The following is a 22,819-nucleotide window of genomic DNA, read 5'->3' on the forward strand; positions in this document are numbered from 1 at the left end:
GACCGGGATGCGTAACCCCTGCATCAACGTTGGAGCAGGTTATGACATCCCGGCTTTCCCGGTTTTACGGACTTACCCGCTATTCGGGGCTCTCAGATAACTTCTGGCTAAACCTGGTCGGTTTTCAGCTGATCTGGTGGTCACTGGTGCTCTGGGGCAATGCGGCGGTGCCTGTCGCACTGCTGCTGTTGCTGGCTCACCTTGTTCTGCACAGTGCTCCACGTAAAGAGCTGCAACTTATTCTGGCCGCAGCGTTGCTCGGTTTTGCTGCCGATTCCCTGTTGACGCTTAGTGGCGTCTTTCTGTTTTCCCCCGCTTATCTGCTGCCGCCGTTATGGCTGCTGGTGCTCTGGTTTGCCTTCGCGGCGACCCTGAATCAAACACTCAACTGGTTTTCTCGTCGCTACCGTCTCGCGGCCCTGATCGGCGGTCCCGGTGGCAGCAGCACCTATCTGGCGGCGTCGGAGTTGGGTGCGGTCTCCCTTGGACCTGGAACGTTACCGGCGGTAGCGCTGCTGACGCTGGTTTGGGCGCTGTTGTTCCCGCTGCTGGTATGGCTTAAAGATCGAATCGAGGTGCGCCATGTCTGTGTATCGCGTTAATTCCGGTTTTCGGGTTTGTCTGATCATCGCTCTGATGAGCCTGGGTCTGTCTGCTTCGGCGCAAACCAGGTATCCGCAGGGGCTGGAACAGGTGGGCCAGGCACGGCTTAGTTTGCTTTGGCTGGATATCTACGATGCCCGCCTGTTTAGCCCGGACGGCGCCTACCGTGCCGGTGAAGCGCCGTTGCTGCTGGAGCTGACCTATCATCGTGCGATCTCCAGCGAGGAGCTTGTCGAGGAAACCCTGAGCCAGCTTGAGGGACGGGTCGATGCACTGGCGGTACCTCGTAACCGGCTGAATAAACTGCTGCCCAGTGTCGACGATGGTGATCAGCTGGCGTTTTATCTGAGCCCTGATGGCCGGGGCGCTTTCTACTTCAATCGTGAATATCTGGGCGAGCTGGAGAATAGCGACTTTAACCGCGCATTTTTGGATATCTGGCTGGCACCGGATAGCGACTACCCGGAGCTGACACAGCAGCTCATCGGCAAGGAATAGGCAAGGAGAAGAAGATGATCAGGCGTTCAAAACTGGCTGTGCCGTTGCTGGGTGCTCTCGCGCTGGCGGGGTGCTCTGCCAACCTGAGCGATTACCGTGAAGAGACTCCGGTGCTCAAACTCAGTGAGTTTTTCTCCGGACAGCTGGAAGCCAAAGGCATAGTGCAGGACTTCAGCGGCAAGGTGGTACGTCGCTTTACTGCCGATATTGTTGGCCGCTGGGACGAGCAGGGGCAGGGTGTACTGGATGAACTGTTTATCTATGCCGATGGCAGCGAGCAGCATCGTTGCTGGCGCCTAAAAGAGGAAGAGCGGAGTTCCACCTACACTTATTCGGGCAGCGCAGGTGATGTGGTGGGTGAGGCGGCCGGCAGCGCCGAAGGCAATGCATTGAACTGGCAGTACAAGCTGCGTGTGCCGGTGTCCGGTAACGAGTGGGTATTGGGCATGGACGACTGGATGTATCTGGTGGATGACCAGACACTGATCAACAGAACCCAGATGTCCAAGTGGGGAATCCCTGTCGGTGAGGTAACACTCTACATCTCGAAAACATCTGACACGGCGCAGCGACCGCTGTCCGAGGATTGCCGACTGGATTGAGCCTGGAAGGCCTTGGTTGTTGGAATGCCCTAAAAAGTCCGGTGCTTCAGGCAAGGCTTTTCCACTGGCGGATAAGTTATGCTGGCCTGTCTTGGGTATACTGGTTGCCCGGTAATACCGGAGCCACCGAGGAGTTAGGGCAGGGAGTTGTTACAAGGGTTTATGACAACGGCTTATGACAAGGACTTATGAGTAGCTACGATCGATCCACGCAGGGTTTTATCGGTGCCTGGCTGGCTGAAATCCGCGCACGCCCCTGGACCGCCGCAGGTCTTTTCACCGCCTCCCTGGCGATACTGCTGTTATTGCTGAGTCAGTTGCTGGGCACCTCAGCCTTGTCTGTTTCATTTCGTGATGCGGCTATTGGCGGTTTTGTGGGTTTCGCATCGACAGCACTGGGTGCCTGCGGAGCGCTGCTGTTAACTAATCTCAAGACCCGCACCGAAGACTCCATGCTCGGCTTTGCCGCCGGGATGATGCTGGCGGCTTCCTCGTTTTCATTGATTCTGCCGGGACTCGCTGAAGGTGAACGTCTCACCGGCAGCCCGATTCTCTCATCGCTGATTCTCTCTGCCGGGCTGGCACTTGGGGTCGTGCTGATGCTGGGGCTAGACCGGTTTACGCCCCACGAACATGAGCATCTCGGCGCTCATGGCCCCGATTATCAACGCCTGAATCGGGTCTGGTTGTTCACCCTGGCTATTGCCCTGCACAACCTGCCGGAGGGGATGGCGATCGGTGTCAGCTTTTCCGGCGGCGACCTCAGTGTCGGACTGCCTCTAACCACGGCGATAGCGGTACAGAATATTCCCGAAGGGCTGGCGGTGGCGATGGCGCTGCGGGCCGCCGGCATGCGACCGGCAACATCGGTATTGCTGGCCGGTGCTACCGGCATGATGGAACTGCTGGGCGCGTTTCTCGGCATCGGTGTGGCGAGCGGTGTACCTATTGCCTACCCGGTCGGCCTGGGATTGGCGGCAGGTGCCATGCTGTTTGTGGTCTCCCATGAAGTGATTCCCGAAACCCACCGCAACGGTCATCAAACGCCAGCCACTATCGGCCTGATGGCGGGCTTTGGGCTGATGATGATCCTGGATACGGTGCTGGGCTAGTTGATGAGTTCTATCCGCGAAAGGCAGTTTTATCGCAACGGTCCGATCTACGCTGAGTTGGAGAATTCCGATTTTGCGGCGATCCGCCGTCAGTTTGATTTCCGTGGTATCCGCATCGGCCGCTGGGTTACCAAGGCGGAGCAGGCGGCGGTGGCGCCACAGTTTCACGCTGCGCTCTGCGATCTGATGCAGATCCTGCAGGTGCCGGAACTGGTGATCTCGCTGCGAGGCTCGCTGGCGCTGCATTATGGCACCGGTGGTCGGCCAGGTGTGGCAGCCCATTACGATGCCGCCCAGCACACCTTTGCGCTGGCCAAAAATGCAGGCCCTGGCAGTATTGCCCATGAGTGGTTTCACGCCTTTGATCACTATATCGCCGGCCAGGCGTTCAATGCGCTCTCGCCGTCAGTGTTTGGCTCCCGTGCCTGGCTGCACGATGAGGAGCAGATAGAGCACCCGTTAAACCAGCGTCTGTTCGCCTGCTATAACGCGATCATGCTTAATGCCGATGGCAGCGCACCCAGTGACCTGGTGAAGCGTTCGATGAAGGTGGATCGTGCCCAGGGGCATCTTTACTTCAGTTTGCCGGAGGAGGTCTGTGCCCGCGCCTTTGAGTCCTGGATCCAGGATGCGAGGCTAAAAAACCATTTCCTGGTGAAAGGTACCAAAGAATCCCCCGAGGCCAAGGCCGGTGTTTATCCGCGTGGCGCCGAGAGAGAACTGATAGGGCAGGCCTTTGCCGCCTACTTCAGTTTGCTGGGCAGGGCACTCAGACGATAGCAGGACTGTACGCGGGTTCTGAACATTGCTCTAATGATGTATATCATTCGCGACCATCGCCACCGCGCTGTTCATCGAGTCAAGGAATGCTGATGGCACAACTGATCTACCTCACCGCTGATGAAGCTATCCTGGAAGGCTTCGTGAATGTGCTTGATCCCGCTTACGCTCTGGAGGTGCTGCATCTGCCTGAAGAGTTGCAGGCGCGACTGAAAGAGCAGCGTTTCGATGCCGTTCTGCTCGATGACGCGGTAGCAGCGCATATCGGAGAGACCAGTTGCCGTGCCGTGATTACTGCGGCACGGGAGGGCGCTCTGCCGGTGTTGATGCTCAATCGACATGCCACGCCGGAGGCGCGGTTGTCCGCCCTTGAATTGGGTTGCGACGATTATCTTGCGCTGCCGTTTCTAGCTCCGGTCGTGGAGGCAAAGCTGCGCACTCACTCCAAACTGAGTCAGCTGCAGCAGCGCTACGATGCCCAGAGCGATGCGATGGCGCATGTGATGAACGAACTGTCGGTGGTTCAGGATGCCGCTATTCTCTGTCTGGCCTCTGTGGCGCGGGTTCGGGATCACTCCACCGGCAACCATATACTGCGGACCCAGCACTACGTTAAGGCTTTGGCGGAGCATCTGCGTCATCACCCCCGGTTCAGTGATGAGCTCGATTCAGACACCATCGATCTGTTGTACAAGACCGCCGCGCTGCACGACATCGGCAAAGTGGCGATCCCCGATTCGATCCTGCAGAAGCCCGGTGAGCTGACGCCGGATGAGTTCGAGATCATGAAGCAGCACGCTTATTTCGGCTACCAGGCGATGCATACCGCTGAACAGCTGATGGAACGGCAGTTAGGCGAACGGGCGGCGCGTTTTCTCAAGGTAGGGCAGGAGGTGACCTTAAGCCATCATGAGCGTTGGGATGGCACCGGTTACCCCCAGGGTCTTGTCGGTGAGCAGATTCCTGTGGCTGCGCGGCTGATGTCTGTGGCGGATGTCTATGATGCGATCTCCTCGCGGCGTCCCTACAAGGATGCGCTGGGTCACGAAACCGCCGTTGAGGTGATTGCCGCGGGGCGCGGTAGTCACTTCGACCCGGATGTGGTCGATGCCTTTCTTGACCTGAAAGATACCTTTGCGCGAGTATCCCGCGTGCTCGAAGATCTGTTCCCCTCGTTGACCGATCTGACCCTTCACTCAATCGACAGTCTCGTTACCCCCGAAGAGCCTCGCAGCTAAGCCTGGCCGATCAAGGATATGTAAACCTGTAATGACCGCTTCAGCCCGTGAAATCTACCGTGAATATGATCAATACGGCGTCGTTCGAGTGCTCGACGACGGCAACCGCCGAATTCTGAGTTTTGGCGATGATGATGAACAAAGCTGTGTGTTGAAAACCGATGTTACCGATCTTCAGCACGAATACACCCGGGCGATGCTGTTGGCGCTGATGTTTACCGAGCCGCGCCGCGTGCTGACCCTGGGGCTCGGCGCCGGCAGCCTGAATACCTGCCTGCACAACCGCTTTCCCGCGAGCAAACAGCAGGTGGTCGAGCTACGACCGGCCGTAATCGAGGCGGCACGGCGCTTTTTCCAATTACCGCGCAGCAAGCGTCTGGTGCTGCATGAGATGGATGCCAAAGCCTACCTGGGAGCGCCGGAAACCTCGGGCGTGGATATTCTGTTCAGTGATCTTTACGGGTCTGATGGCATGGATGAGATGCAGCTGGATCCCGACTTTATCGAGCGCTGCGCGGAACTGATCAAGGCGGATGGCTGGCTGGTACTCAACTGCTGGCGCGAGCATGAAAGCAGCGAACTGCCAAACCTGCTGTCAACCTGGTTTACCGAGCTGCTGAGCGTCCGTACCAGCGACGGTAACTGGGTACTCTTTGCCGGCAAGCAGCCCTCCCAGCTGAGTAACACCCAGATCAAAACTCGGTTAAAACAGCTGGAAAAGCAGCTGGGTTTCTCTCTTCATCCAGGGTTCAAGCGACTACAATCGTTGTTTTAGGCAGGCGAAAAGAGCTTGAGCAAGTCTTAACCTGCAGTGCGGATAGAACGCTGTTGGTATGAGGTTTGCTATCTACACGTGGCTAATTAGCTATTGTTAGTTGGGACCGGGTAAATGGCTTGTTAGAGCCATTTGAATCCTTCGCTGCTGATCAATTCACTATTCAACCGGGCTGACGCCGCATGAAAAGGATTTTACAGCGTGTCGTGCACAGGTTAGGTGGGCTGAACAGATGCCTGAGCACACGTTTTGCGCTCCTGGCGGTCGTGCTGTTCCTGGTATTTGACTTCACTGCTCTGGCGCTGAATATCTGGTTAACCCATCGCATCGAATCTCAGGCGGTTTATATCAATCTGGCGGGACGGCAACGGATGCTGTCACAGCAGATGGTAAAAACACTGCTCGAGATAGAAAACGCGCATGAGGCTGGGCAGGGCTCCGCCCGGCTGATGGCCCAGCTAAAGAACACCTTTACAGATTTCGATCGCACGCTGCTGGCATTTGAGCGAGGCGGCAGCACCCTGGATGGGCAGGGGAAAGAGATCTATCTGAAGCCGCTTGATCGGCCGGTACCCAAATCCCTGGTGCTGTCTGCGCAAAAGGTGTGGGCACCCTATCGCGGCGCGATGGTGGAACTGCTTTTCGAGCCAGGCGAGCAGGGACTCACGACGGCGGTATTGCTGGCACAGGATCGTAATGGCGAACTGTTGTCTTTGATGAACCGGCTGACCTTTCGCCTGCAGGAAGACACCAGCCACGAGGCATCGCAAATCCGACTCTTCCAGGGGCTGGCTTTCCTGTTGGCGCTGATCAACTTCGGCGTGGCGATTACCATCTATCTGGTGCGTATGAAGCATGCGCACCAGGAGAGGGATCTGATCGACAGTGTTATCGATCGGGTCGCTTCCGGCATTTTGGTGGTTGATCGGGCGCAGCAGATTATTCGCGCCAATGAGGCGATGGAGCTGCTTTCCGGTTACAGCGAGGCGGAACTGCTTACGCGACCGGTGCAGCAGGTGCTGCGTCGCAACGGCAATGAAATGATCGCCCTTAGCCGCGAGGGCAAAACCTACTACTGTTCGGTGGATATCAGTCTGGCGCAGCTGTCGGGTAAACCGGTAGAGGTCTACACCATCAACGATGTGACCGAACAGAAGCGAACCCACGAACGTCTCTCCATTCTGGCCTATCACGATCAACTGACCGGGCTACCCAATCGATTGCTGTTTGATGACCGCCTTAAACTCGAGCTCAACCACTGCCGCAGGCTGGATCACCGTCTGGCCGTGCTGTTTATCGATCTGGATCAGTTCAAACCAATCAATGACAGGTTCGGCCATGATGTGGGTGACCAGGTGCTGCGTCAGTTTGCGCTTCGTCTGAACAACTCCCTGCGCAGTACCGATACCGTGTCGCGGCGAGGCGGTGACGAGTTCACCCTTATCCTGACCGATATTCCGGTGCGCTCCGTCTGTGAAAAGCTGGTGTTCGATCTGCACCAGGAGATCACCAAGCCCTATTTTATCGACGGCAAGGAACTCTCGGTTGGCGCCAGTATCGGTGTCGTCAGCTTTCCTGACGATGGTGACAGTGCCGAGAAACTGCTGAATCGAGCGGATGAGGCGATGTACTGGGCCAAACACCATATACCGGGAAGTATCGCTTTCTGGAGCGATCTGGACAGCTAAGCAGCTCCATCGCGGGTCTGTCATGCTTGGCATTGTCAGCTGTTCTCAGGTGCGGATAATGGCGCCTATTCAAAACTCAACAGAGGAGAACAGCATGGCCGAGACCGTCTGGCATCAGCAGACGTTGTCGCTCAGGGCGCGACGTCGGGGCTTTCATCTGATTACCGATGAGATCGAGAGCGCGCTGCAGTCCGAACTCAGCCGGATCGATTGCGGCCTGCTGCATCTCTTCCTGCAGCACACCTCCGCATCACTGACCATTAATGAGAATGCTGATCCCACCGTACGTCAGGATTTCGAAAGCCACTTTACCCGTTCGGTACCGGAGCAGTCGGGGCTTTATCGCCATGATTATGAAGGCCCGGACGATATGCCAGCGCACATCAAAAGCAGTATTCTCGGCCCCGCGCTGACCATTCCTGTAAGCCGCGGGCATCTGGCGCTGGGAACCTGGCAGGGGATCTATTCCTGCGAGCACCGGGACCATGCAGGTTCCCGCCGGTTGGTAGCCACGCTCACCGGCAGCGCTTGATGCAGTTACTGTCCTCACTGACACCCATTGAACTTGCCGGTCAGCTCGTCAGTCTCGTTGCACTTGTGCTTTGCATGCTGGCTTTCTCCAGTAAGCGCGATGATCGGCTGATGAAGCTGCTGGTGTCCGCTAATATCGCGTTTGCGCTTCAGTTTGCACTGTTTGGTAGCTGGGCTGCTTCAGTGCTGACGCTGCTGGTGATACTGCGTATTGTGCTTGCCCGCCGTTACGCCCGAAACCTCAAGGTAATGGGTTTTGTGCTGGTGGCCAGTCTGCTGGCAACTGCGTTGACCTGGCGCGGGCCAGTGGATCTGTTTCCGCTGGCTGCCACCTTTATGGGTACGGTGGGCATGTTCATGCTGCGCGGGATTCCCATGCGGCTGATGCTGGCAGGCGCGGGCTCAGCCTGGATGCTGAGTTCGCTGGTGATCGGCTCTGTGGGCGGGACGCTGGCCGAAGCGGTGGTGGTGGGCGTAAATCTTATCACTGTAGCCCGTATGATGATGGATAAAAAACGAGCATCTGAGCACTCGCAATAAAATAAATGTTCACTTTTATTTCGATTTATTAGCCCGCTGTTGATTATCAATTCTTGTCTATACTGAAACGCCACAGGATCTTTTCAAATTAATTAATCGGAAAGATCCGCGCGTTGTTAACCGTATCTCAAGGAGGGAGGCATTATGTCTATCCAGATCCTGCGTCGCGGTAGTCAAGGGCGGTTCGTCGAAAAGTGGCAAATATTTCTGGTTGGTTTGAGATTCCTGCACTACGCAGTGGATGGAGATTTCGGGCCGCGTACCGAAGAGGCAACCAAGGCGTTTCAGCGTTCACAGGGCCTGTCTGCTGATGGCATTGTCGGCCCACAAACCTTTGGCAAGGCGATACTCGAGGGTTTTGATGTCGGCTTCAGCGATCCGGATCGAGGCGATGCGGAAGATCTTTTACCTGGCAATACGGCGTTGAAAGCTGCCACGGCCTCTACCCGTGCCCGTCTTTTTGGCCAGTTCGATTTTAAACCAGCACCTACACCTGGTAATCGTGAGGCGATCAAAATACTGGGTAACTGGGAGAAGGAAAATATCGTTTCGGTCTATATCCCAGAGCTTGAGGGGATCTCTGTTTTCGGCAAGCGCAGCAGCGGGCGGATGAGGTTCCACCGGCTGGCGCAAGAGCAGCTGAAAGCGATGTGGGCCGCCTGGGGCGATGCCGGCGTGTTGGATAACATCCTGACCTACGATGGCAGCTTCAATGCCCGCTTTATACGCGGCAGTCGCTCAACGCTCAGTAATCATGCCTTTGGCAGTGCGTTCGATATTAACGCCCGTTGGAATCCGCTGGGGGCAATACCGATGGCCAGGGGCCGGGAGGGCTCGGTCAGGGAGCTGGTGGATATTGCCAATCAATTTGGCTTTTTCTGGGGCGGGCACTTCAACGGCCGGCCCGACGGTATGCATTTCGAAGTGGCCAAGCTGTTATAAACAGATTGAAAATCTGTTAATTAGAATTTTTCATGGCCCGGTTGTTTAGTGTCTTAACTGTTATATAAATCGAACCCCTGGAACCCATCGTTTTGTTAGGGAACGATGGGTATTTTTTAGCGGCTGTTAAATTGTATGTTATCTATTGGGTACGAATTTAAAATTCAATATGAATTTATTTTCATATGATTTTGTATCCACCTGTGCACACCACGCACAAATGGTTAAACGTGCGTTTGACCTTTGCTGGATCTGCTGCTTTTCTTCCTTTGCCTGTTGACGGATTACATTGTTCAGCGTGGTGGTAATTAATCCAATCGCCCACCGCTATGTCATAAAACCGTTTACTGGAAACCGATTCAAAAATAAGAATGGGCTGATCTATGACCAGCCCTGGACAAGGAGTTGGTTCATGCAGGAATCCGCAGTCCAGTTCCCGCCTGAGGCGACGAGCGGCGATTATCGGCTTGTCGTCACCTCCATCGGAGAGGCATCGCCAGCCACGGCGCGCTCCATCGCGGTGGGGCTTAATGTTTCCGTGCAGAGCGTGCTGGATGCGTTCTACCGGGCTCCCTCCATTCTTGTCGACCAGGTCTCGCTGGATATCGCCGAGCAGATGCAGACGCTGTTGAACTCCCTTGGCTATGAGACCGCGATCGAGGCCAGCGCCGAGGCGGTGCCGGCGACCCAGGTTTACGTGGATATTGCCGCCTACCTGACCGACGCGAAGCAGTTCGATCGTGTGACCACTGAGCTGGCCCGATTTATTGGTGCCAGCGAAGCCGATGCCTCACGCCTGTTGAGCACGCCGCCTGGCGTGGTGTTGGGCAGCGTCACCGAGGCTACGTTGGAGGCGCTGCGAAAGCGGCTGGGAGAGGGGGTGGAGCTGATCGCCTCGAGCCCTGAACAGGCGTTCTATGACGTGTTTCTCAGCGCCGATAGTGCTGACCAGGCGAGTCACACCTGTGCCGAGTTGCGCCGACGTGGCTACACCCCGATGGCGGAGCAGGGTTGTGCACTGATGGGGCTTAGCAAGTCCGAAGCGGATCAGCTCTGGTCCATTTTCCACAAGGCTAACAGCCTGCGTGTGATCAATCGTGATTTCCTGCGCTATGACCTGGTGCTGACAGACCCCGGAGCAGGACCTACGCAGCGGGCGCAAAAGGTGTTGCGGGATATGGCCGGCATTCCCGAGCACCTGATCGAACGGGTATTTGCGGCAACGCCGATTACCCTGATCGACGCGCTGCCGGCCGGGGAGCTAGAAGCCGCCATGACGGCCTGCTCCGATGCCGGTCTCAACGTTCGCGCGGATCTGATCAGCTTTATGCATCTGGGGCTGAGAATTACCCGCACTTCACAACCGGGTCTGCTGCGTAACACGCTGAGCAGTCTGGGTTTACTCGATCCGGCGCAGGCGTCATTGCCGGAGCTGCCCTTCCATCTTCCCTGCCATTTTCCGGAGCTTCAGGCCAGGATCATTCGCAGTGCACTGCAGGCGGCGGGTACCGATGTAGAGCTCGTGGAGGTTGCCGCATGAATCACGCCCAGCAAGCCGCCAAACCCGAGACCCACGGTTATCACCTGGGAATTGCCGAAGCGGGCAAGTGCTTTGCTCTCAAGGGCGATCATCGCGAAGCCCTGCGCCATTACCGTGAGGCGATTCGTCTGGCGGTCTCCTCGGCGGCACCCGAGGTGTTTTTTCGCCATTACTGCCAATGCGTGCTGGAGAGCCTGGAACTCACCGGCCAGTTCGGGGAAGTGATCGAGTACTGCGAAAAAGCCGACGCCTATTACGAGCAGATAGGTGCTCAGCGGAAACTGCACGGCAGGGATCACGCCAGCATTCTGGAACGTCTCGGGATGATCTACGCGAAACAGGGTGAACGCGAGGCGGCCATCGCCAGCCTTGAGAAAGCGCGCACCCTGGCCGGTAGCGAAAGGCTGGCACTCACCGAGCAGGTTTATGGCTGGTTGCGTCGCGGCATGGTGCCGGATGTGGCGCGACTCACTGCCGCACAGCGCAAACATCAGTATTTCACCGTCCGGGCTGAGCAGGTTGATGCCCGGCGGGCACGACCCTTGGCCGCCGATAGTGGGGCGAACCGGAGGGGCTCCAACCCTTTTGATATCTCAGACTGATGCCGCCCCGGCGCGGCAGGGAGGAGAGCGATGGCGGATTATGATGGATTGACCCCTGGGCAGGTGCTGGCCGACGCCAGCGTTGCCGAATTTATCAAAACGCTGGGGCTGTCGATAGCTGAAGCGCAGCAGGCGCTGGACGAAAATTCGGTGGATCAGATCGGCGAGTTTCTGATTCCGCGGGAGTCTCTCGGTGGCAAGACATTGCTCGATCTTGGACTATCGCCGGCGTTTTATCACTACCAGCATGCCGATATCAGCTGTTCGCTGCAGCTGAGTCTGAGAGTAGAGAAAGACCTCAGTGTTGGGCTCAACCTGAACGGCTCCTACAGCGACAACCAGACCAGCAACTCCGACCAGTCTGAAAGCAGTGAAGGCACCGAAAGTGGCACCACCACTGCGACGCGGGAGCGCACGGCAGAAGTCAGCATCGAGTCCGCCAGCACCGGTGCGCTCAGTATCGGTGGGCGCTCATTCAATCTAAGTGGTGACGACCCACTGGCCCGTATCCGTGCATTGCAGGATGCGGTGATGAACGATGCCGAGGCGGGGGTGCCGCGCCTGCTTTACGAGCCGGGTGATCGTAGCTTCGTAATCACCACCGATGCGGATGTGGAAAAGGTGCAAACCACCGACAGAACGGTGGTGTTCAATGGCGGTGGGTTTGACCGCTGCCTGATCCAGATCGATGCAAACAGCGCCACGGATTACGTGTTCAATGGCAGTGTCACCGTCAATACAACGGCCCAGGCGTCGCTCGAGGCCTATGCCAACCATGTCGAGGCGCAGGTGCGTGCAGCCGGTTATAACGCCAGTGTCTTTCCCGCTTCGACACCAATCTACACCAGCCACTTCCGCACCGGGCATCATCATCTTGAAACCTTCGATGTGGATGGAACCACCTACAACGATGGCGTATTCCAGAGCCTGAGCGATCTGGCCCGGTTCGCCCGGGCACATAACTATGATCTCGATGTGGAGGGGTTTGCCGATGCCCAAAGTTACCGAAACCAGTCTGAGTCCGGCTCGGACCAGAGCAATATCGAGCTGGGTAACAGACGCGCTGACGAGGTGATTCGGGTGCTGCTCGCTAATGGTATGGAGGCCGGCAAGGTGCATCGCACCGCGTCCCGGGGCCGTGCTGCAGCCCAGGCTGCCGGCGGGCCGGCGGATAATGTGGCGTTTCGCAAGGCGGAGGTGCGCATTCGGGGGCGCAGCGCTTATCTGCTGATCGTGCATTCAACCTCGGCGAGCCTGACCATCGTTGATATCGCTCCCGACAAAAGAGCGCCAGGCAGTACAGGTAACGGTTTTGTCTGGCTCTATCGGCCGCAGTCGCTCTCCCTGAGCGGTAAAAAGGTCACCGTGGACGATATCGACTTTCCGTTGTCCGGCGCATCGGCGGCGGGACATGTGGCGGGCAGCCCGTCTGCCTATGCGGAAAATCTCAAAAACTCGATCAACGCCAATACCAGCGTGGATTTCAGCGCATCCGCGGAAGCCAATATGGTCACGATCTTCGGCAAGAGCACGCCTTTCCGCTTGACGCTGATTTCGTCAGAACAGCGCTCGATCCAGCTGAGCGGTAGCGAAGGGATCACCATTACCCGCAGCTTTACCCGCACAGAATCCTCCAGCCTCACGCGCCAGAACACGGGTAACCGGGCGGTGGCCGTGGGCGCGTCGCTGGATGTGCGCTACTCGCGCCAGTTTGAGATGAACGTGAGCGGTAACTCGGCGATCTCGGCACGGCTTGTCTCTATACCGGCGCCGCCGGAGTTTCTGGAGACGATCCGTTCCTTTTTAACGCCTAACGACTGATCGGCAGGGAGGAAACGCGATGAGTGAGGTACCTGCGGTCACCCGCTCGCTGATGGCGGCGCCGCTACCCCAGATTATTGAAAAGCTCGGGGTGGCAGTAGCCCAGGCGCAGCTGGCGCTGGATAAAAATTCCATCGATATCGCCCAGTCTCTGGCGGAGTCAGAGGTGGAGATCGGCGATAACACCTACAACCTGCTGTCGTTGGGGTTTGTGCCAAGTTTCTACGCCTTCACCGAAGCCACGGTGGAGGCCAAGCTCAGCTTCAGCATGACCGAAAGTACCGAAACCTCGGTCAATGTGGGCGTTCAGGCGGGTGTTAATTACGGCGTATTCATGGCTGCGGCTTCCGTGGATGTGGGCTACGCGCGCAAGTTTTCCGTGTCGGCGGAGGGGATGTCCTCCATCGCGGCGCGGCTGGTGTCGCTACCGGCGCCGGAGACTTTTCTGCTGTTGCTCAAACAGCAGTATCAGCAAGAGATCTAAAGGAGAACGACGATGGCTATCGGACAGGAACTGCTTAACGTACCCATGGGCGATATGATCCGGCAGATGGCCTTTGCCATCGCCGATGGTCAATACCAGCTCGACGAAAACTCCATCAACGTGGCCGAGATGATGGGCGGTTTGACCACCGTGTATGACGAAGAGGGCAAGGTCAGCTTTGATGACAGCCGCGTGTTCTTCGGCTACGAGTACATGACCGTCAAGGAGGCCAACGCCTACGCCGCGGTGGATGATGCCCTGAGTGGTACTGTCGGTGATGATGCCATCAAACTGACGGAAATCCTGACGCCGCTCACCGAAGGGATGGACGATAGTGCCGAGATCCGCGTACCCGTGCGCCACTCGATGATGGAGCTGGGGTTTACGCCGACCTTCTACCAGTTTGTCGATACCATCATTGAGGTGAAGATCGCGATCAAGATCACCCGCGAACGCGAATACTCCCGCACCACCAGCAACAAGAAAACCGACAAGGCCAACGCCTACAAACGTAAGCGCTCCTTCTGGGGTACCAAGCGCTCCAGCGGCAGCAGCAGCTCGGTTTCTACCAGTCAGGTCGATGCGACCTATTCAAGCAAGTACTCCTACTCGGCAGAGGGTGCTTCCATCCTGCGTACGAAAATCGTGCCTGTTCCGCCGCCTGCGGTACTCGAAGACCGTATCCGCTCGTTTATGGAATCCGAAGAAGCGCGCCGCAATGCCGCCCTGGAAGAGGCCGGTGACAGCTGATCTGCTGAGCTTCTTTCAGTAACAAGCAGAGGGTAAGCCCATGTCTATAGGCACAGAAATGCAGAATACCCCCTTTCCCGAGATGGTGCGGGCCCTGGGGGTGGGGATTGCTGAGGCGCAGTACGAGCTTGATCTGGTGTCTCTGAAGATCGCAAGGATGATGGCGGGTTACGCGCCGGACCCGGAACCTGAAGAGGGTGAGCCTGCGCCGCCGGTTTCGGAGTCGCCGGAGCGCAATGTACTGGTGAAGCTCGGAGACGGTAACGAGTACTCGCTGCTGGAGCTGGGCTTTGTGCCGACGTTTTACCAGTTTGTCGACACACTGATTGAGCTCAAGCTCTCCATCTCCATGTCTCGCGAGACCAACTTCAAGCGTTCGTCCACCCAGGTAAATGCTTCGGTCAGCGGCAAGGTGGGGTTCTTCTCTGCTTCCGCCAAGATGAGCGTCAGCTCCGTCTCCGCCAGTTACTCCTCCAAGTATCAGTATTCGGCGGAAGGCTCCTCGCTGATGCGAACCAAGCTGGTTCCAGTGCCGCCGCCGGCGATTCTGGAGGAGAGGATCCGGGCGATGATCGCCGCGACCCAGGCCGAAGCGGATAGCGAATAAGTTATGACAAGACGCAGCTGGCGTGATCTGGAGCCTGACACTGCGGGAGGTCAGTCGTCATCGCCGGCGTTTCCCGGAGTGCCATCCATTACGCCCGGAGCTCAGGGGAACCTGGAAGAGGCTGCCCGTATGGCACCGGATACGGAGCTGGGCCGTTTGCTTGAGAAACGCAATGAGCTGGAAGCCAGGCTTCGGCAGGTCACCGGCGAAGAGAGCAGTGATGAAACGATGCGACAACGTTTCCCGGTGGCCAGTTTCGCCGAGCGGCGTGCGCAGGAGCAGGCATGGGCGGCTCAACGTGCTGCGAGCCTTGCGCGCGGTGGAGCTGATCCCATCGAACGACATTTGGGCCCATCCCCACTGGAAGGTCGAATGGATGCAGGTTTGGCAGGGCGCAGCGGCCTGATGGACGGTATTGGCAATAGGTTCAGTAGCGCATTGGGTGGAGCCCGCACAGCCCTGGGCCGCGGCAACCAGGCATTGCGACCGTTCAGTGACACGCTGGGCAGTGCGCAGCGCTCTGCCGGCGACGCGCGCACCCAGCTGCGAGATCTGGATCGTCAGTTCGCCGAGGAAGGTGTATCCGATGCGGAAAGGCGCGAGATTCGAAAGGCGCTCCATGGCGACAAACTCGATAAGGCAGGAGCAGCGCTGGACCGGGCCAATGCCGCAATGGACAGGCCGAAGCGAGCGGCGGAGCAGATCGAATCCGGCTGGCTCGGTCGGCAGCAGAAGATCACCGGCGCGATGGACCGCCACTCCGGTTATGCCGATCGCCGTGAGCAGAGGATGTCGCTGGAGCGGGGCGGGTCCGGCGATCTGTTCGAGCGGATGCAGGCCAATCGTGAGCGTGCGCTGGAGCGGCGGCGTGAGGCGATGCTGCAGGATCAACGTGATGAGCAGCGTCGCCAGCGAGCCAGAGACAAGCAGCGTGAACGCCAACGTGAAAACGCTGAAGACTAGTACGTATTACTTATCTGTATGAAGTCACCTGTATGAGGTAGTTGGAATGAGCGAAGGACAGTTCATCGCAGATACACTGGAAAGCCTGCTGGCGGGCATGGCAGAGAGCCTGCGTGATGCACAGGAGGAGTTGAACACCCTGGCTCCTCTTGATAGCTACGGACGGCCCATGCCGCAGTACCGCATTCCTCACCTTGATTTCGAAATAGGGTTTGAGCTGAAGTCCGAAACGACGCCCTCGGGAGGTATTCGCTTCAAGTTTCTAGCCCTGAAACAGGAACAAAGCTCGCGCGAGGTGGCCAGCCGTATCAGTGGCCGGTTTATTGCTGTACCCCCGGGTGAGGGGATGCCCGTTCCCCGGCTGGAGGCCGAAGTGGAGTCCCAGGGGGCGAAACGCACACTGGTGTTGCAGGCCAGCACCAGTGCTGGCCAACTGCTGCAGGGGGCTGAGATCGAGCTCAACCTGGACCGCGAGGCATCGTTGGGCCTGTCCCAGGCGGCGGGCGTCGCCACTCCCAGGTTAGCGGCGGTGCAACTGACAAGAGCCCTGGTTCAGACTGATGAGTCCGGCGAGGCTCGCGCCGAGGTGACCCTGGGTCCGGCACTGCAGACCAAGGCGGTAATCGTGCTGGTGGCAGAGCTCGGAGCGGAGCGTCTGCGTATAGTGGTCGGCAAGGAGATAGCGTGATGGGCAAGGTGGTCGCAACGGTTCAGCTGTTCACCGATGAGGGTAAGCCTGCTTCTGGGCATACCCTGAAACTTGAGGCCTTCAACCTGGAGAAAAACGCCTGGCTCGCGGTGGCCAGCGGTAAAACCGATGCCAAGGGAAATATTCAGCTCACCGCCGGTGTGGTCAGCGGCGCGCTGGCACCGGCACTGCGCCTGGTGGAGGAGGGCAATCCAGCCCCGAGGGTGTTGTCACACGGCGGTTTGCAGACTTACAACAAGCGTTCACAGCTGCTGTTCCTGGATTTCGGCAAGGTGGAGCGTCTTGAGGAAACAGCCCACGCGCTCCAGTACACGCAAAGCCGCTTTTCGCGCAGCAAGGAGACGGTGGCAGGCGCCGCTACCGTGCCGACCCAGACCTCCATGCTGACGCTTAACCGCGTTGCCATCGCTAACCCTCAGCTGTTCACCGGCGTCAATGTGGCTGCCGAGGTGGAACCGAAAATCACAGCAACGCCGGTTATTCACGCAGAGCTTCTGAAAAACAAGGAGATTCAGGTGCTAAAGGCGCGGGAGCTGGAGCTGAATGCCGATCTTATGGATAAGACCCGGCAGAACACCCTGTACGCCGAGCGGATCGAAACCGCCGATAAACAGATCGCCGTACTGGAGCAGGATCTGTCTTCCATCCGGGTAGAGAAGCAGGCACTGAGCAGAGAGCTTGAGCTGATCAAAACGAAGCAGAAGCAACCGGCGGAGCTCGAGGGGATGCTACTCGGCCTCGGTGCGAGGCTGGATGCTTCCGCAAAACAGATGAAGCAGGAGCAGCTTCCCTATCGGATCGGCAATATCAAGGTGGACCTTCATGGTGCCCTGACGCCGGATGGCCAGTCATTCGTGTTTGGCGAAGGCGGCGGCATCAGTACCGAGCTGATCAATGATGCAGCGGATGCGGCAGAGGCCCAGGTGCCTGTTCCGGCAATTGAAGGACTCACCGAGTCGGCGGCGCGGCGGGTGCTGCGCTCGGTCGGTTTGCGCATGAGTATCGCTCATCAGCAGTTGAAGCCCGGGCAGGGCGTGCCGGGGCAGGCGATAGGCCAGCATCCGGCCTCCGGTGGGGAGCTGCCGCACGGCAGTGAAGTGATGGTGGTCTTTGGTGAACGTACGGGTGACTGAGCCTAATCGGGAGAGCGGAGCCAATGAAGAACATACGTAACCTGGTCAATGATGTTGTTGCGGCGCCTCTGGGTGATGTGATCGCCTCGGTCGGGGAAGGGGTAGCGGAGGCGCAGCACGCGCTGGATGAAGGTTCGCTCGCCGCGGTGCTCGAACTCTATGCTGAGGGTGATGATGCCAAGATGCAGCTGCTGCGTGAGATCGGCTATCGACCGACTTTCTATACGCTGCCCGATACCACCGGCGAGGTGCGTGTGGCGATGAAACTGGGGCAGGGGGCTGCCGGAGCGTCTTCAGCCAAGGCGGTGAGCAAGAGCGCAGCGCCAACGGCGGTAATGGCCCGGCTGGGTGCACGTGGGCTGAATCTTAGTCAGAAACTTTATGCCTCACCGGTGGATGCCGGGTACAGCAATCAATATGGATATACCGCCGATGTGAGTGCCAAGCTGACATTTCGTATCGTCCCGGTCCCACCGCCTGAGGGGGTTGATGAACTGCGGCTGGTGCCGGAGCTGGTAGGCAAGAAATTGTCTGAGGTCCGGGCGCTGCTGGAAGCCTACGAGCTGGAGGTTGAGCTTGGGAATGAGCCGGCTGAGGGGACCGATCCCGAGGTGCTGATACAGACACCGGAGGCCGGAGCCATCCTCCGGGTGGGCGACTCGGTCGCTTTGACCCTGGCTTCGTCCGATGACGATGCCTGAAGTAAAGGGCTGACGTTGAATGCATGTTACCGCCTCGCCAATGCGGTGCTACCTTTAAATTCATGTGGTGCGATCTCCCCGTCTGCTCGATCTCGGCGGGACTCTGGCCCGCGCTTTGCTTAAAGCGCAGGCGCATGATTTGAGGTAGCTATGTCAAAAATATTAAAAGAAACACCGAACCCAGCACTAACGTCTAATGAAGTATTTCCCTGGTTTCAGCCCGTCGTTGATGTGGCAACGGGCAGAGTCGTGGGCTATGAGGCGCTGGCTCGCCAGTACAACGACGAGGGTGAAGTAGTTTCTGCTGCCCATCTGTTAAGGGCCGATAACGACTTATCGCCGGCACAACGGCTTGAGCTTGATCGCAGCCTTAGAGTGCGGGCACTGAAAATGTTCGCCGAGAAGGGGGAGGAGGGCCAGGTGCTGGCGTTGAACCTGTCTCCTGAGTGGATCGACTCGCTGGAATCCTTCGAACAGCTACCCACGCTGGATATGATCCGCGAAGCCGGTGTGAAGCCGGAGCAGGTGTTGCTGGAGATCACCGAGATCAATGGTGATATCGACCGAATCCGTGAACTGGCAACGCTGTACCGCAACGCCGGTGTGCGTGTGGCCTACGATGATTTTGGTGCCGGTTTCCAGCAGCTGGATCGGTTGATGGCGTTCACTCCGGACGTGATCAAGTTGGATATCCGTATGTTCAGTGCCGGTGAGATTACGCACCAAAAACGCGCGCTCATGCAGATGGTGGGTGACCTTGGTGCGCGTATGGGCTGCAAGGTGGTGTTCGAGGGTGTGGAGACCGAGGATGAATTTTTCCTGGCGCTACACTGCAACGCCAGCCATATTCAGGGATTTCTGTTTTCGCCCGCTCAGGCCGAAATGGTTGCCCGTGATACATACAAGACGCAGGTAAAAGGTCTGCTGGAAAGTCACCTGGACCTGGCCATTGATGAAACCGCCCGGCGTCAGTTTCATCATGAGCGGCTTAAGTCTGAGTTGATGGCCCTGCGGGAGCTGTTGTTGGCGGGCGGTGACAGCCATCTGGACAGTTTCCGGCCTGATCCCGATATTCTGCGTTTCTATGTCTGTGATCGTCAGGGCAACCAGATCTCTGCGAACTGGTCGTTCAGGGATGAGCAGTGGTGTGCCGATGAGACAGTCATCGGTGCCAACTGGAGCTGGCGACCGTACTTCTACCAGCTGGTAGGCTCGGAGGATTACAACACCCGGGTGATGAGCTCAACCAGCTACAGCGATATAGCGACCGGACGGGTCTGCCATACACTGTCGCTGGCGTTGGATGAGCGCAGGGTGTTGTTGGTGGACGTGGTCGACCGGGCTCAGAGCCCGCGGCCGATGTCGGCGCTGATCGCCTGCCAGAGTGATCGAATGCCGAGCTTGTCCTGATCGGAGAGGCGGTCGACGCTGAACGCTTTATCCAGGCTGGCGTTGACCTCTCGATCCAACACTTCATGATCCTCGCCGCCCTCTGCGGCGACCAGGCTCAGGTGGCCGAGCAGGTAACTGGCGAAGAAGCGTTTATCGTTATCGTCAAACCCGGCTTCGGTTTCCATCTGGGTCAGCTGGTCGTAGGCCAGGTCGGCGGCTTGTTCAAAAGCGGTCATCTGTTCTCCAGTTGATTGAGCAGGAGTCCGTATTCCTTGCCATCGGACTCCACTTGGTAAAGTTTTACGATTAAATATTCCAGCTCAGGCGCAAACCAGAGATGGGTGGTACGTTTGGCATCCTCACCCCGCACGCGCTCAACTTTCAGTGCGTTGAACTTTCCCGCAGGCGTTTCCACTGTTTCCTCGCCGATCACGCGGAAGCGATATTCCGACAGAAGGCCGCCGTCGGCCACCTCATACACCAGCTCTTTTTTGCCCGCGGCCAGGTCCAGTCGCAACTGTAACTGGTAGCTGAGCTTGTCCTGGGTGCCATCGGGTATTTTCATACTCCAAGGTTTTTCTTCGACGGTGGTCGTCACCCGGCTTTTAGCCCAGTTGAATTTCAGGTCCACCAGGCGTTCACGGCCCAGCAGCTTGCGCTCATAGCGGTATTTCAGCGGCTGTATCTGATCATCGCTGTAGGTAAAATGGGAGGCTTCGTGCTGGCGCGCTACCACGGCATCGGCGGTGGAATCGAATATCCAGGTGCCGTCATCCTGCTGGCGCAGCTCACGATAGGCGTTGGCGTTGAGTTCAACCCCGGCGTCGAGGTTGGCGGTGTAAGTGGCGCGGAAGGGCGTCAGGGTATCCGCGCTGACCGCAGGGGCCAGCGCGGCAGAGATAAACATCCCGTTCAATACAAACAACAGAGTGCTAAGGCTCTGGCGCATCAAGGCTACTACTCGTCGCGGTAGCGGTATCCCGAAGAGGGAAGTGGGGCTCCGTCCAGCACAACCTGGCCGTCGGTGAGACTCAGGCGATCGCTGCAGAACCACTCTACCGCCAGTGGATAGATCCGGTGCTCGAGTCGATGCACACGCTGCTGCAGGCTGTCGGCATCGTCCCCGCTCTGCACCGGGGTGGCTGCCTGTACGACCAGCGGACCGCCATCCAGTTCCTCAGTAACGAAATGCACGGTGCAGCCGTGTTCCCCATCGCCCGCTTCCAGCGCGCGCTGGTGGGTATGCAGTCCTTTGTACTTGGGCAGCAGTGACGGGTGGATGTTGAACAGACGTCCGGCGTAGTGGCGTACGAACTCCGGTGTCAGAATCCGCATGAAACCTGCCAGGACCACCAGGTCCGGCGAATGGGCGTCGATGGTCGCTTGCAGGGCGCCATCGAACGCTTCCCGGTCCGCGTATTCGCGGTGGTTGAGCACGGCAGTGTCGATACCGACGTTGGCCGCGCGGGTCAGACCGTAGGCGTCTGCCTTGTTGGAGATAACCGCAGCGATGCGGCCGGAGATCCGGCCGCTGTCGATCTGATCAATGATCGCCTGCAGGTTGGAGCCGCTGCCGGAGATCAGTACGACGATCCTTTTGTCACTCATCTCAGGCGCTGAGTCCTCGCAGTTCCACCTGTTCTTCGCCTTCAGCGGCTGCTTCGATGGAACCGATCACCCAGGCGGTTTCGCCTTCGCCGGCCAGCAGATCCAGTGCTTCCTGAGCCTTGTCCGCCGGTACGCAGATTACCATGCCCACGCCGCAGTTCAGAGTGCGGTACATTTCACGCTGCTCGACGTTGCCCTGCTCCTGCAGCCACTTGAATACAGCCGGGATTTCCCAGGAGTTGGTGTCGATCACGGCTTTGGCATTGTCCGGCAGTACGCGGGGGATGTTTTCCAGCAGCCCGCCACCGGTGATGTGGGACAGGGCGTTGACCTGGCTTTCCTTGATCAGTTTCAGCAGCTGCTTGACGTAGATGCGGGTCGGTTCCAGCAGTGCTTCGGCCAGAGTTTTGTCACCCATCGCCATGTTCAGGTCGGCATCGCTGACTTCCAGGATCTTGCGGATCAGGGAGTAGCCGTTGGAGTGCGGGCCGGAAGAGGCGAGGGCGATCAGGGTATCGCCGGTGCTGACCTTGCTACCGTCGATGATCTCGTCTTTTTCCACCACGCCGACACAGAATCCGGCCAGATCGTAATCATCGCCTTCGTACATGCCCGGCATTTCGGCGGTTTCACCACCGACCAGCGCCGCACCTGCCAGTTCGCAGCCGGCGCCGATGCCGGTGACCACGTCCGCAGCCATATCCACGTTCAGGTGGCCGGTGGCGTAGTAGTCCAGGAACAGCAGGGGCTCGGCACCGGCAACGACCAGATCGTTGACGCACATGGCCACCAGGTCGATACCGATGGTGTCATGTTTGCCCAGGTCCATCGCCAGGCGCAGCTTGGTGCCTACGCCGTCGGTACCAGTGACCAGTACCGGCTTGCGATATCCGGCGGGCAGTTCGCACAGTGCGCCGAAGCCGCCCAGACCGCCCATCACTTCGGGGCGCGAGGTGCGTTTGGCGACGCCCTTGATACGTTCGACAAGCGCATTGCCGGCATCGATATCAACACCTGCATCCTTGTAGCTCAGGGATGTTTTCTCAGAACCTGTAGACATGGATCGAATCAACCTTTCAACAGCGGGAAGAGTAGCGTTAAAGAAGGCGCCTAGTTTACAGCGCAGGGCGGGTGTAAGGCCAGTTTTCAGGCACCGTTTAAGGAAACTAAGAACAAGTTTATGCCAGCCCGAGACGCTGT

The 22,819-nt window shown here is 58.1% G+C and carries 26 protein-coding genes; 22 read left to right on the plus strand and 4 right to left on the minus strand.

The window, feature by feature from the left end; translation table 11 throughout:
- The first annotated feature begins 41 nt into the window (after window positions 1–41).
- The 22 genes from CLV83_RS03350 to CLV83_RS03455 all read left to right on the plus strand — a co-directional run bounded on the left by CLV83_RS03350 (window position 42) and on the right by CLV83_RS03455 (window position 20,029).
- On the plus strand, window positions 42–602 hold the full coding sequence (locus tag CLV83_RS03350; protein ID WP_132287472.1) for a DUF2878 domain-containing protein: 561 nt from the start codon (window positions 42–44) through the stop codon (window positions 600–602).
- Window positions 583–1,101: a chalcone isomerase family protein gene (locus CLV83_RS03355; RefSeq protein WP_132287475.1), complete on the plus strand. Its 519-nt coding sequence runs from the start codon at window positions 583–585 to the stop codon at window positions 1,099–1,101. Before CLV83_RS03350 ends, CLV83_RS03355 begins: the two co-directional genes overlap by 20 nt.
- A 14-nt stretch (window positions 1,102–1,115) precedes the next feature.
- Window positions 1,116–1,703 carry a DUF3833 domain-containing protein gene (locus CLV83_RS03360; protein ID WP_132287478.1) on the plus strand — a complete coding sequence of 196 codons (588 nt, stop codon included), beginning with the start codon at window positions 1,116–1,118 and terminating at the stop codon, window positions 1,701–1,703.
- 188 nt (window positions 1,704–1,891) lie between these two features.
- On the plus strand, window positions 1,892–2,815 hold the full coding sequence (locus tag CLV83_RS03365; RefSeq protein ID WP_132287481.1) for a ZIP family metal transporter: 924 nt from the start codon (window positions 1,892–1,894) through the stop codon (window positions 2,813–2,815).
- A 3-nt stretch (window positions 2,816–2,818) separates the two neighbouring features.
- Window positions 2,819–3,595 (plus strand): CLCA_X family protein, encoded by a 777-nt coding sequence (locus tag CLV83_RS03370; protein ID WP_132287484.1) that lies wholly within the window; start codon window positions 2,819–2,821, stop codon window positions 3,593–3,595.
- A gap of 92 nt (window positions 3,596–3,687) precedes the next feature.
- Window positions 3,688–4,833 carry an HD-GYP domain-containing protein gene (locus CLV83_RS03375; RefSeq protein WP_207894710.1) on the plus strand — a complete coding sequence of 382 codons (1,146 nt, stop codon included), beginning with the start codon at window positions 3,688–3,690 and terminating at the stop codon, window positions 4,831–4,833.
- Window positions 4,834–4,864: 31 nt separating this feature from the next.
- Window positions 4,865–5,608, plus strand: a complete 744-nt coding sequence (locus tag CLV83_RS03380) for a spermidine synthase (protein ID WP_132287491.1) — start codon at window positions 4,865–4,867, stop codon at window positions 5,606–5,608.
- A 206-nt stretch (window positions 5,609–5,814) separates the two neighbouring features.
- Window positions 5,815–7,296, plus strand: coding sequence for a diguanylate cyclase domain-containing protein (locus tag CLV83_RS03385; protein WP_165900226.1), 1,482 nt, complete (start codon window positions 5,815–5,817; stop codon window positions 7,294–7,296).
- Between the two features lie 94 nt (window positions 7,297–7,390).
- Window positions 7,391–7,828: a secondary thiamine-phosphate synthase enzyme YjbQ gene (locus tag CLV83_RS03390; RefSeq protein WP_132287497.1), complete on the plus strand. Its 438-nt coding sequence runs from the start codon at window positions 7,391–7,393 to the stop codon at window positions 7,826–7,828.
- Window positions 7,828–8,367 (plus strand): YgjV family protein, encoded by a 540-nt coding sequence (locus CLV83_RS03395; protein ID WP_207894712.1) that lies wholly within the window; start codon window positions 7,828–7,830, stop codon window positions 8,365–8,367. Before CLV83_RS03390 ends, CLV83_RS03395 begins: the two co-directional genes overlap by 1 nt.
- A gap of 144 nt (window positions 8,368–8,511) precedes the next feature.
- Window positions 8,512–9,309 carry a M15 family metallopeptidase gene (locus CLV83_RS03400; RefSeq protein ID WP_207894714.1) on the plus strand — a complete coding sequence of 266 codons (798 nt, stop codon included), beginning with the start codon at window positions 8,512–8,514 and terminating at the stop codon, window positions 9,307–9,309.
- A 412-nt stretch (window positions 9,310–9,721) separates the two neighbouring features.
- Window positions 9,722–10,849: a hypothetical protein gene (locus tag CLV83_RS03405; RefSeq protein WP_132287503.1), complete on the plus strand. Its 1,128-nt coding sequence runs from the start codon at window positions 9,722–9,724 to the stop codon at window positions 10,847–10,849.
- Window positions 10,846–11,451, plus strand: coding sequence for a tetratricopeptide repeat protein (locus CLV83_RS03410; RefSeq protein ID WP_132287506.1), 606 nt, complete (start codon window positions 10,846–10,848; stop codon window positions 11,449–11,451). The genes CLV83_RS03405 and CLV83_RS03410 overlap by 4 nt, the downstream gene beginning before the upstream one ends.
- Window positions 11,452–11,481: 30 nt before the next feature.
- Complete coding sequence (locus tag CLV83_RS03415; RefSeq protein ID WP_132287509.1) at window positions 11,482–13,272, plus strand: OmpA family protein; 1,791 nt, start codon at window positions 11,482–11,484, stop codon at window positions 13,270–13,272.
- Window positions 13,273–13,291: 19 nt separating this feature from the next.
- Window positions 13,292–13,756 (plus strand): hypothetical protein, encoded by a 465-nt coding sequence (locus CLV83_RS03420; protein ID WP_132287511.1) that lies wholly within the window; start codon window positions 13,292–13,294, stop codon window positions 13,754–13,756.
- Between the two features lie 12 nt (window positions 13,757–13,768).
- Window positions 13,769–14,506 carry a hypothetical protein gene (locus CLV83_RS03425; protein WP_207894716.1) on the plus strand — a complete coding sequence of 246 codons (738 nt, stop codon included), beginning with the start codon at window positions 13,769–13,771 and terminating at the stop codon, window positions 14,504–14,506.
- Between the two features lie 40 nt (window positions 14,507–14,546).
- Window positions 14,547–15,113: a hypothetical protein gene (locus CLV83_RS03430; RefSeq protein WP_132287514.1), complete on the plus strand. Its 567-nt coding sequence runs from the start codon at window positions 14,547–14,549 to the stop codon at window positions 15,111–15,113.
- A 3-nt stretch (window positions 15,114–15,116) separates the two neighbouring features.
- A complete protein-coding gene (locus CLV83_RS03435) occupies window positions 15,117–16,076 on the plus strand; it encodes a hypothetical protein (protein ID WP_132287517.1) in 960 nt (319 codons plus the stop codon).
- Window positions 16,077–16,122: 46 nt separating this feature from the next.
- Window positions 16,123–16,764 carry a hypothetical protein gene (locus tag CLV83_RS03440; protein WP_132287520.1) on the plus strand — a complete coding sequence of 214 codons (642 nt, stop codon included), beginning with the start codon at window positions 16,123–16,125 and terminating at the stop codon, window positions 16,762–16,764.
- Window positions 16,764–17,918 (plus strand): PASTA domain-containing protein, encoded by a 1,155-nt coding sequence (locus tag CLV83_RS03445; RefSeq protein ID WP_132287523.1) that lies wholly within the window; start codon window positions 16,764–16,766, stop codon window positions 17,916–17,918. The genes CLV83_RS03440 and CLV83_RS03445 overlap by 1 nt, the downstream gene beginning before the upstream one ends.
- 23 nt (window positions 17,919–17,941) lie before the next feature.
- A complete protein-coding gene (locus CLV83_RS03450; protein ID WP_132287526.1) occupies window positions 17,942–18,619 on the plus strand; it encodes a PASTA domain-containing protein in 678 nt (225 codons plus the stop codon).
- 150 nt (window positions 18,620–18,769) lie between these two features.
- Window positions 18,770–20,029: an EAL domain-containing protein gene (locus CLV83_RS03455; RefSeq protein ID WP_132287529.1), complete on the plus strand. Its 1,260-nt coding sequence runs from the start codon at window positions 18,770–18,772 to the stop codon at window positions 20,027–20,029.
- On the opposite strand, the gene CLV83_RS03460 is transcribed toward CLV83_RS03455, so the two are convergent.
- The 4 genes from CLV83_RS03460 to purM are packed head-to-tail and all read right to left on the minus strand — an operon-like array spanning window position 19,963 to window position 22,679.
- Window positions 19,963–20,247 (minus strand): YfcL family protein, encoded by a 285-nt coding sequence (locus CLV83_RS03460; RefSeq protein WP_132287532.1) that lies wholly within the window; start codon window positions 20,245–20,247, stop codon window positions 19,963–19,965. The two genes, CLV83_RS03455 and CLV83_RS03460, sit on opposite strands and share 67 nt — an antisense overlap.
- On the minus strand, window positions 20,244–20,960 hold the full coding sequence (locus CLV83_RS03465; RefSeq protein WP_132287535.1) for a DUF3108 domain-containing protein: 717 nt from the start codon (window positions 20,958–20,960) through the stop codon (window positions 20,244–20,246). Before CLV83_RS03465 ends, CLV83_RS03460 begins: the two co-directional genes overlap by 4 nt.
- 8 nt (window positions 20,961–20,968) lie before the next feature.
- Window positions 20,969–21,619: a phosphoribosylglycinamide formyltransferase gene (gene purN, locus CLV83_RS03470; protein WP_132287538.1), complete on the minus strand. Its 651-nt coding sequence runs from the start codon at window positions 21,617–21,619 to the stop codon at window positions 20,969–20,971.
- A 1-nt stretch (window position 21,620) separates the two neighbouring features.
- Complete coding sequence (gene purM / locus CLV83_RS03475; RefSeq protein WP_132287541.1) at window positions 21,621–22,679, minus strand: phosphoribosylformylglycinamidine cyclo-ligase; 1,059 nt, start codon at window positions 22,677–22,679, stop codon at window positions 21,621–21,623.
- Window positions 22,680–22,819 lie beyond the last annotated feature (140 nt).

The organism is Marinobacterium mangrovicola (genome assembly GCF_004339595.1).
GTDB lineage: Bacteria > Pseudomonadota > Gammaproteobacteria > Pseudomonadales > Balneatricaceae > Marinobacterium_D > Marinobacterium_D mangrovicola.

Bases quoted from the DNA above. Each gene is read 5' to 3' on its own strand.
- CLV83_RS03350 (WP_132287472.1), top strand. From the start codon at position 42: ATGACATCCCGGCTTTCCCGGTTTTACGGACTTACCCGCTATTCGGGG.
- CLV83_RS03355 (WP_132287475.1), top strand. From the start codon at position 583: ATGTCTGTGTATCGCGTTAATTCCGGTTTTCGGGTTTGTCTGATCATC.
- CLV83_RS03360 (WP_132287478.1), top strand. From the start codon at position 1,116: ATGATCAGGCGTTCAAAACTGGCTGTGCCGTTGCTGGGTGCTCTCGCG.
- CLV83_RS03365 (WP_132287481.1), top strand. From the start codon at position 1,892: ATGAGTAGCTACGATCGATCCACGCAGGGTTTTATCGGTGCCTGGCTG.
- CLV83_RS03370 (WP_132287484.1), top strand. From the start codon at position 2,819: ATGAGTTCTATCCGCGAAAGGCAGTTTTATCGCAACGGTCCGATCTAC.
- CLV83_RS03375 (WP_207894710.1), top strand. From the start codon at position 3,688: ATGGCACAACTGATCTACCTCACCGCTGATGAAGCTATCCTGGAAGGC.
- CLV83_RS03380 (WP_132287491.1), top strand. From the start codon at position 4,865: ATGACCGCTTCAGCCCGTGAAATCTACCGTGAATATGATCAATACGGC.
- CLV83_RS03390 (WP_132287497.1), top strand. From the start codon at position 7,391: ATGGCCGAGACCGTCTGGCATCAGCAGACGTTGTCGCTCAGGGCGCGA.
- CLV83_RS03395 (WP_207894712.1), top strand. From the start codon at position 7,828: ATGCAGTTACTGTCCTCACTGACACCCATTGAACTTGCCGGTCAGCTC.
- CLV83_RS03400 (WP_207894714.1), top strand. From the start codon at position 8,512: ATGTCTATCCAGATCCTGCGTCGCGGTAGTCAAGGGCGGTTCGTCGAA.
- CLV83_RS03405 (WP_132287503.1), top strand. From the start codon at position 9,722: ATGCAGGAATCCGCAGTCCAGTTCCCGCCTGAGGCGACGAGCGGCGAT.
- CLV83_RS03410 (WP_132287506.1), top strand. From the start codon at position 10,846: ATGAATCACGCCCAGCAAGCCGCCAAACCCGAGACCCACGGTTATCAC.
- CLV83_RS03415 (WP_132287509.1), top strand. From the start codon at position 11,482: ATGGCGGATTATGATGGATTGACCCCTGGGCAGGTGCTGGCCGACGCC.
- CLV83_RS03420 (WP_132287511.1), top strand. From the start codon at position 13,292: ATGAGTGAGGTACCTGCGGTCACCCGCTCGCTGATGGCGGCGCCGCTA.
- CLV83_RS03425 (WP_207894716.1), top strand. From the start codon at position 13,769: ATGGCTATCGGACAGGAACTGCTTAACGTACCCATGGGCGATATGATC.
- CLV83_RS03430 (WP_132287514.1), top strand. From the start codon at position 14,547: ATGTCTATAGGCACAGAAATGCAGAATACCCCCTTTCCCGAGATGGTG.
- CLV83_RS03435 (WP_132287517.1), top strand. From the start codon at position 15,117: ATGACAAGACGCAGCTGGCGTGATCTGGAGCCTGACACTGCGGGAGGT.
- CLV83_RS03440 (WP_132287520.1), top strand. From the start codon at position 16,123: ATGAGCGAAGGACAGTTCATCGCAGATACACTGGAAAGCCTGCTGGCG.
- CLV83_RS03445 (WP_132287523.1), top strand. From the start codon at position 16,764: ATGGGCAAGGTGGTCGCAACGGTTCAGCTGTTCACCGATGAGGGTAAG.
- CLV83_RS03450 (WP_132287526.1), top strand. From the start codon at position 17,942: ATGAAGAACATACGTAACCTGGTCAATGATGTTGTTGCGGCGCCTCTG.
- CLV83_RS03455 (WP_132287529.1), top strand. From the start codon at position 18,770: ATGTCAAAAATATTAAAAGAAACACCGAACCCAGCACTAACGTCTAAT.
- CLV83_RS03460 (WP_132287532.1), bottom strand. From the start codon at position 20,247: ATGACCGCTTTTGAACAAGCCGCCGACCTGGCCTACGACCAGCTGACC.
- CLV83_RS03465 (WP_132287535.1), bottom strand. From the start codon at position 20,960: ATGCGCCAGAGCCTTAGCACTCTGTTGTTTGTATTGAACGGGATGTTT.
- purN (WP_132287538.1), bottom strand. From the start codon at position 21,619: ATGAGTGACAAAAGGATCGTCGTACTGATCTCCGGCAGCGGCTCCAAC.
- purM (WP_132287541.1), bottom strand. From the start codon at position 22,679: ATGTCTACAGGTTCTGAGAAAACATCCCTGAGCTACAAGGATGCAGGT.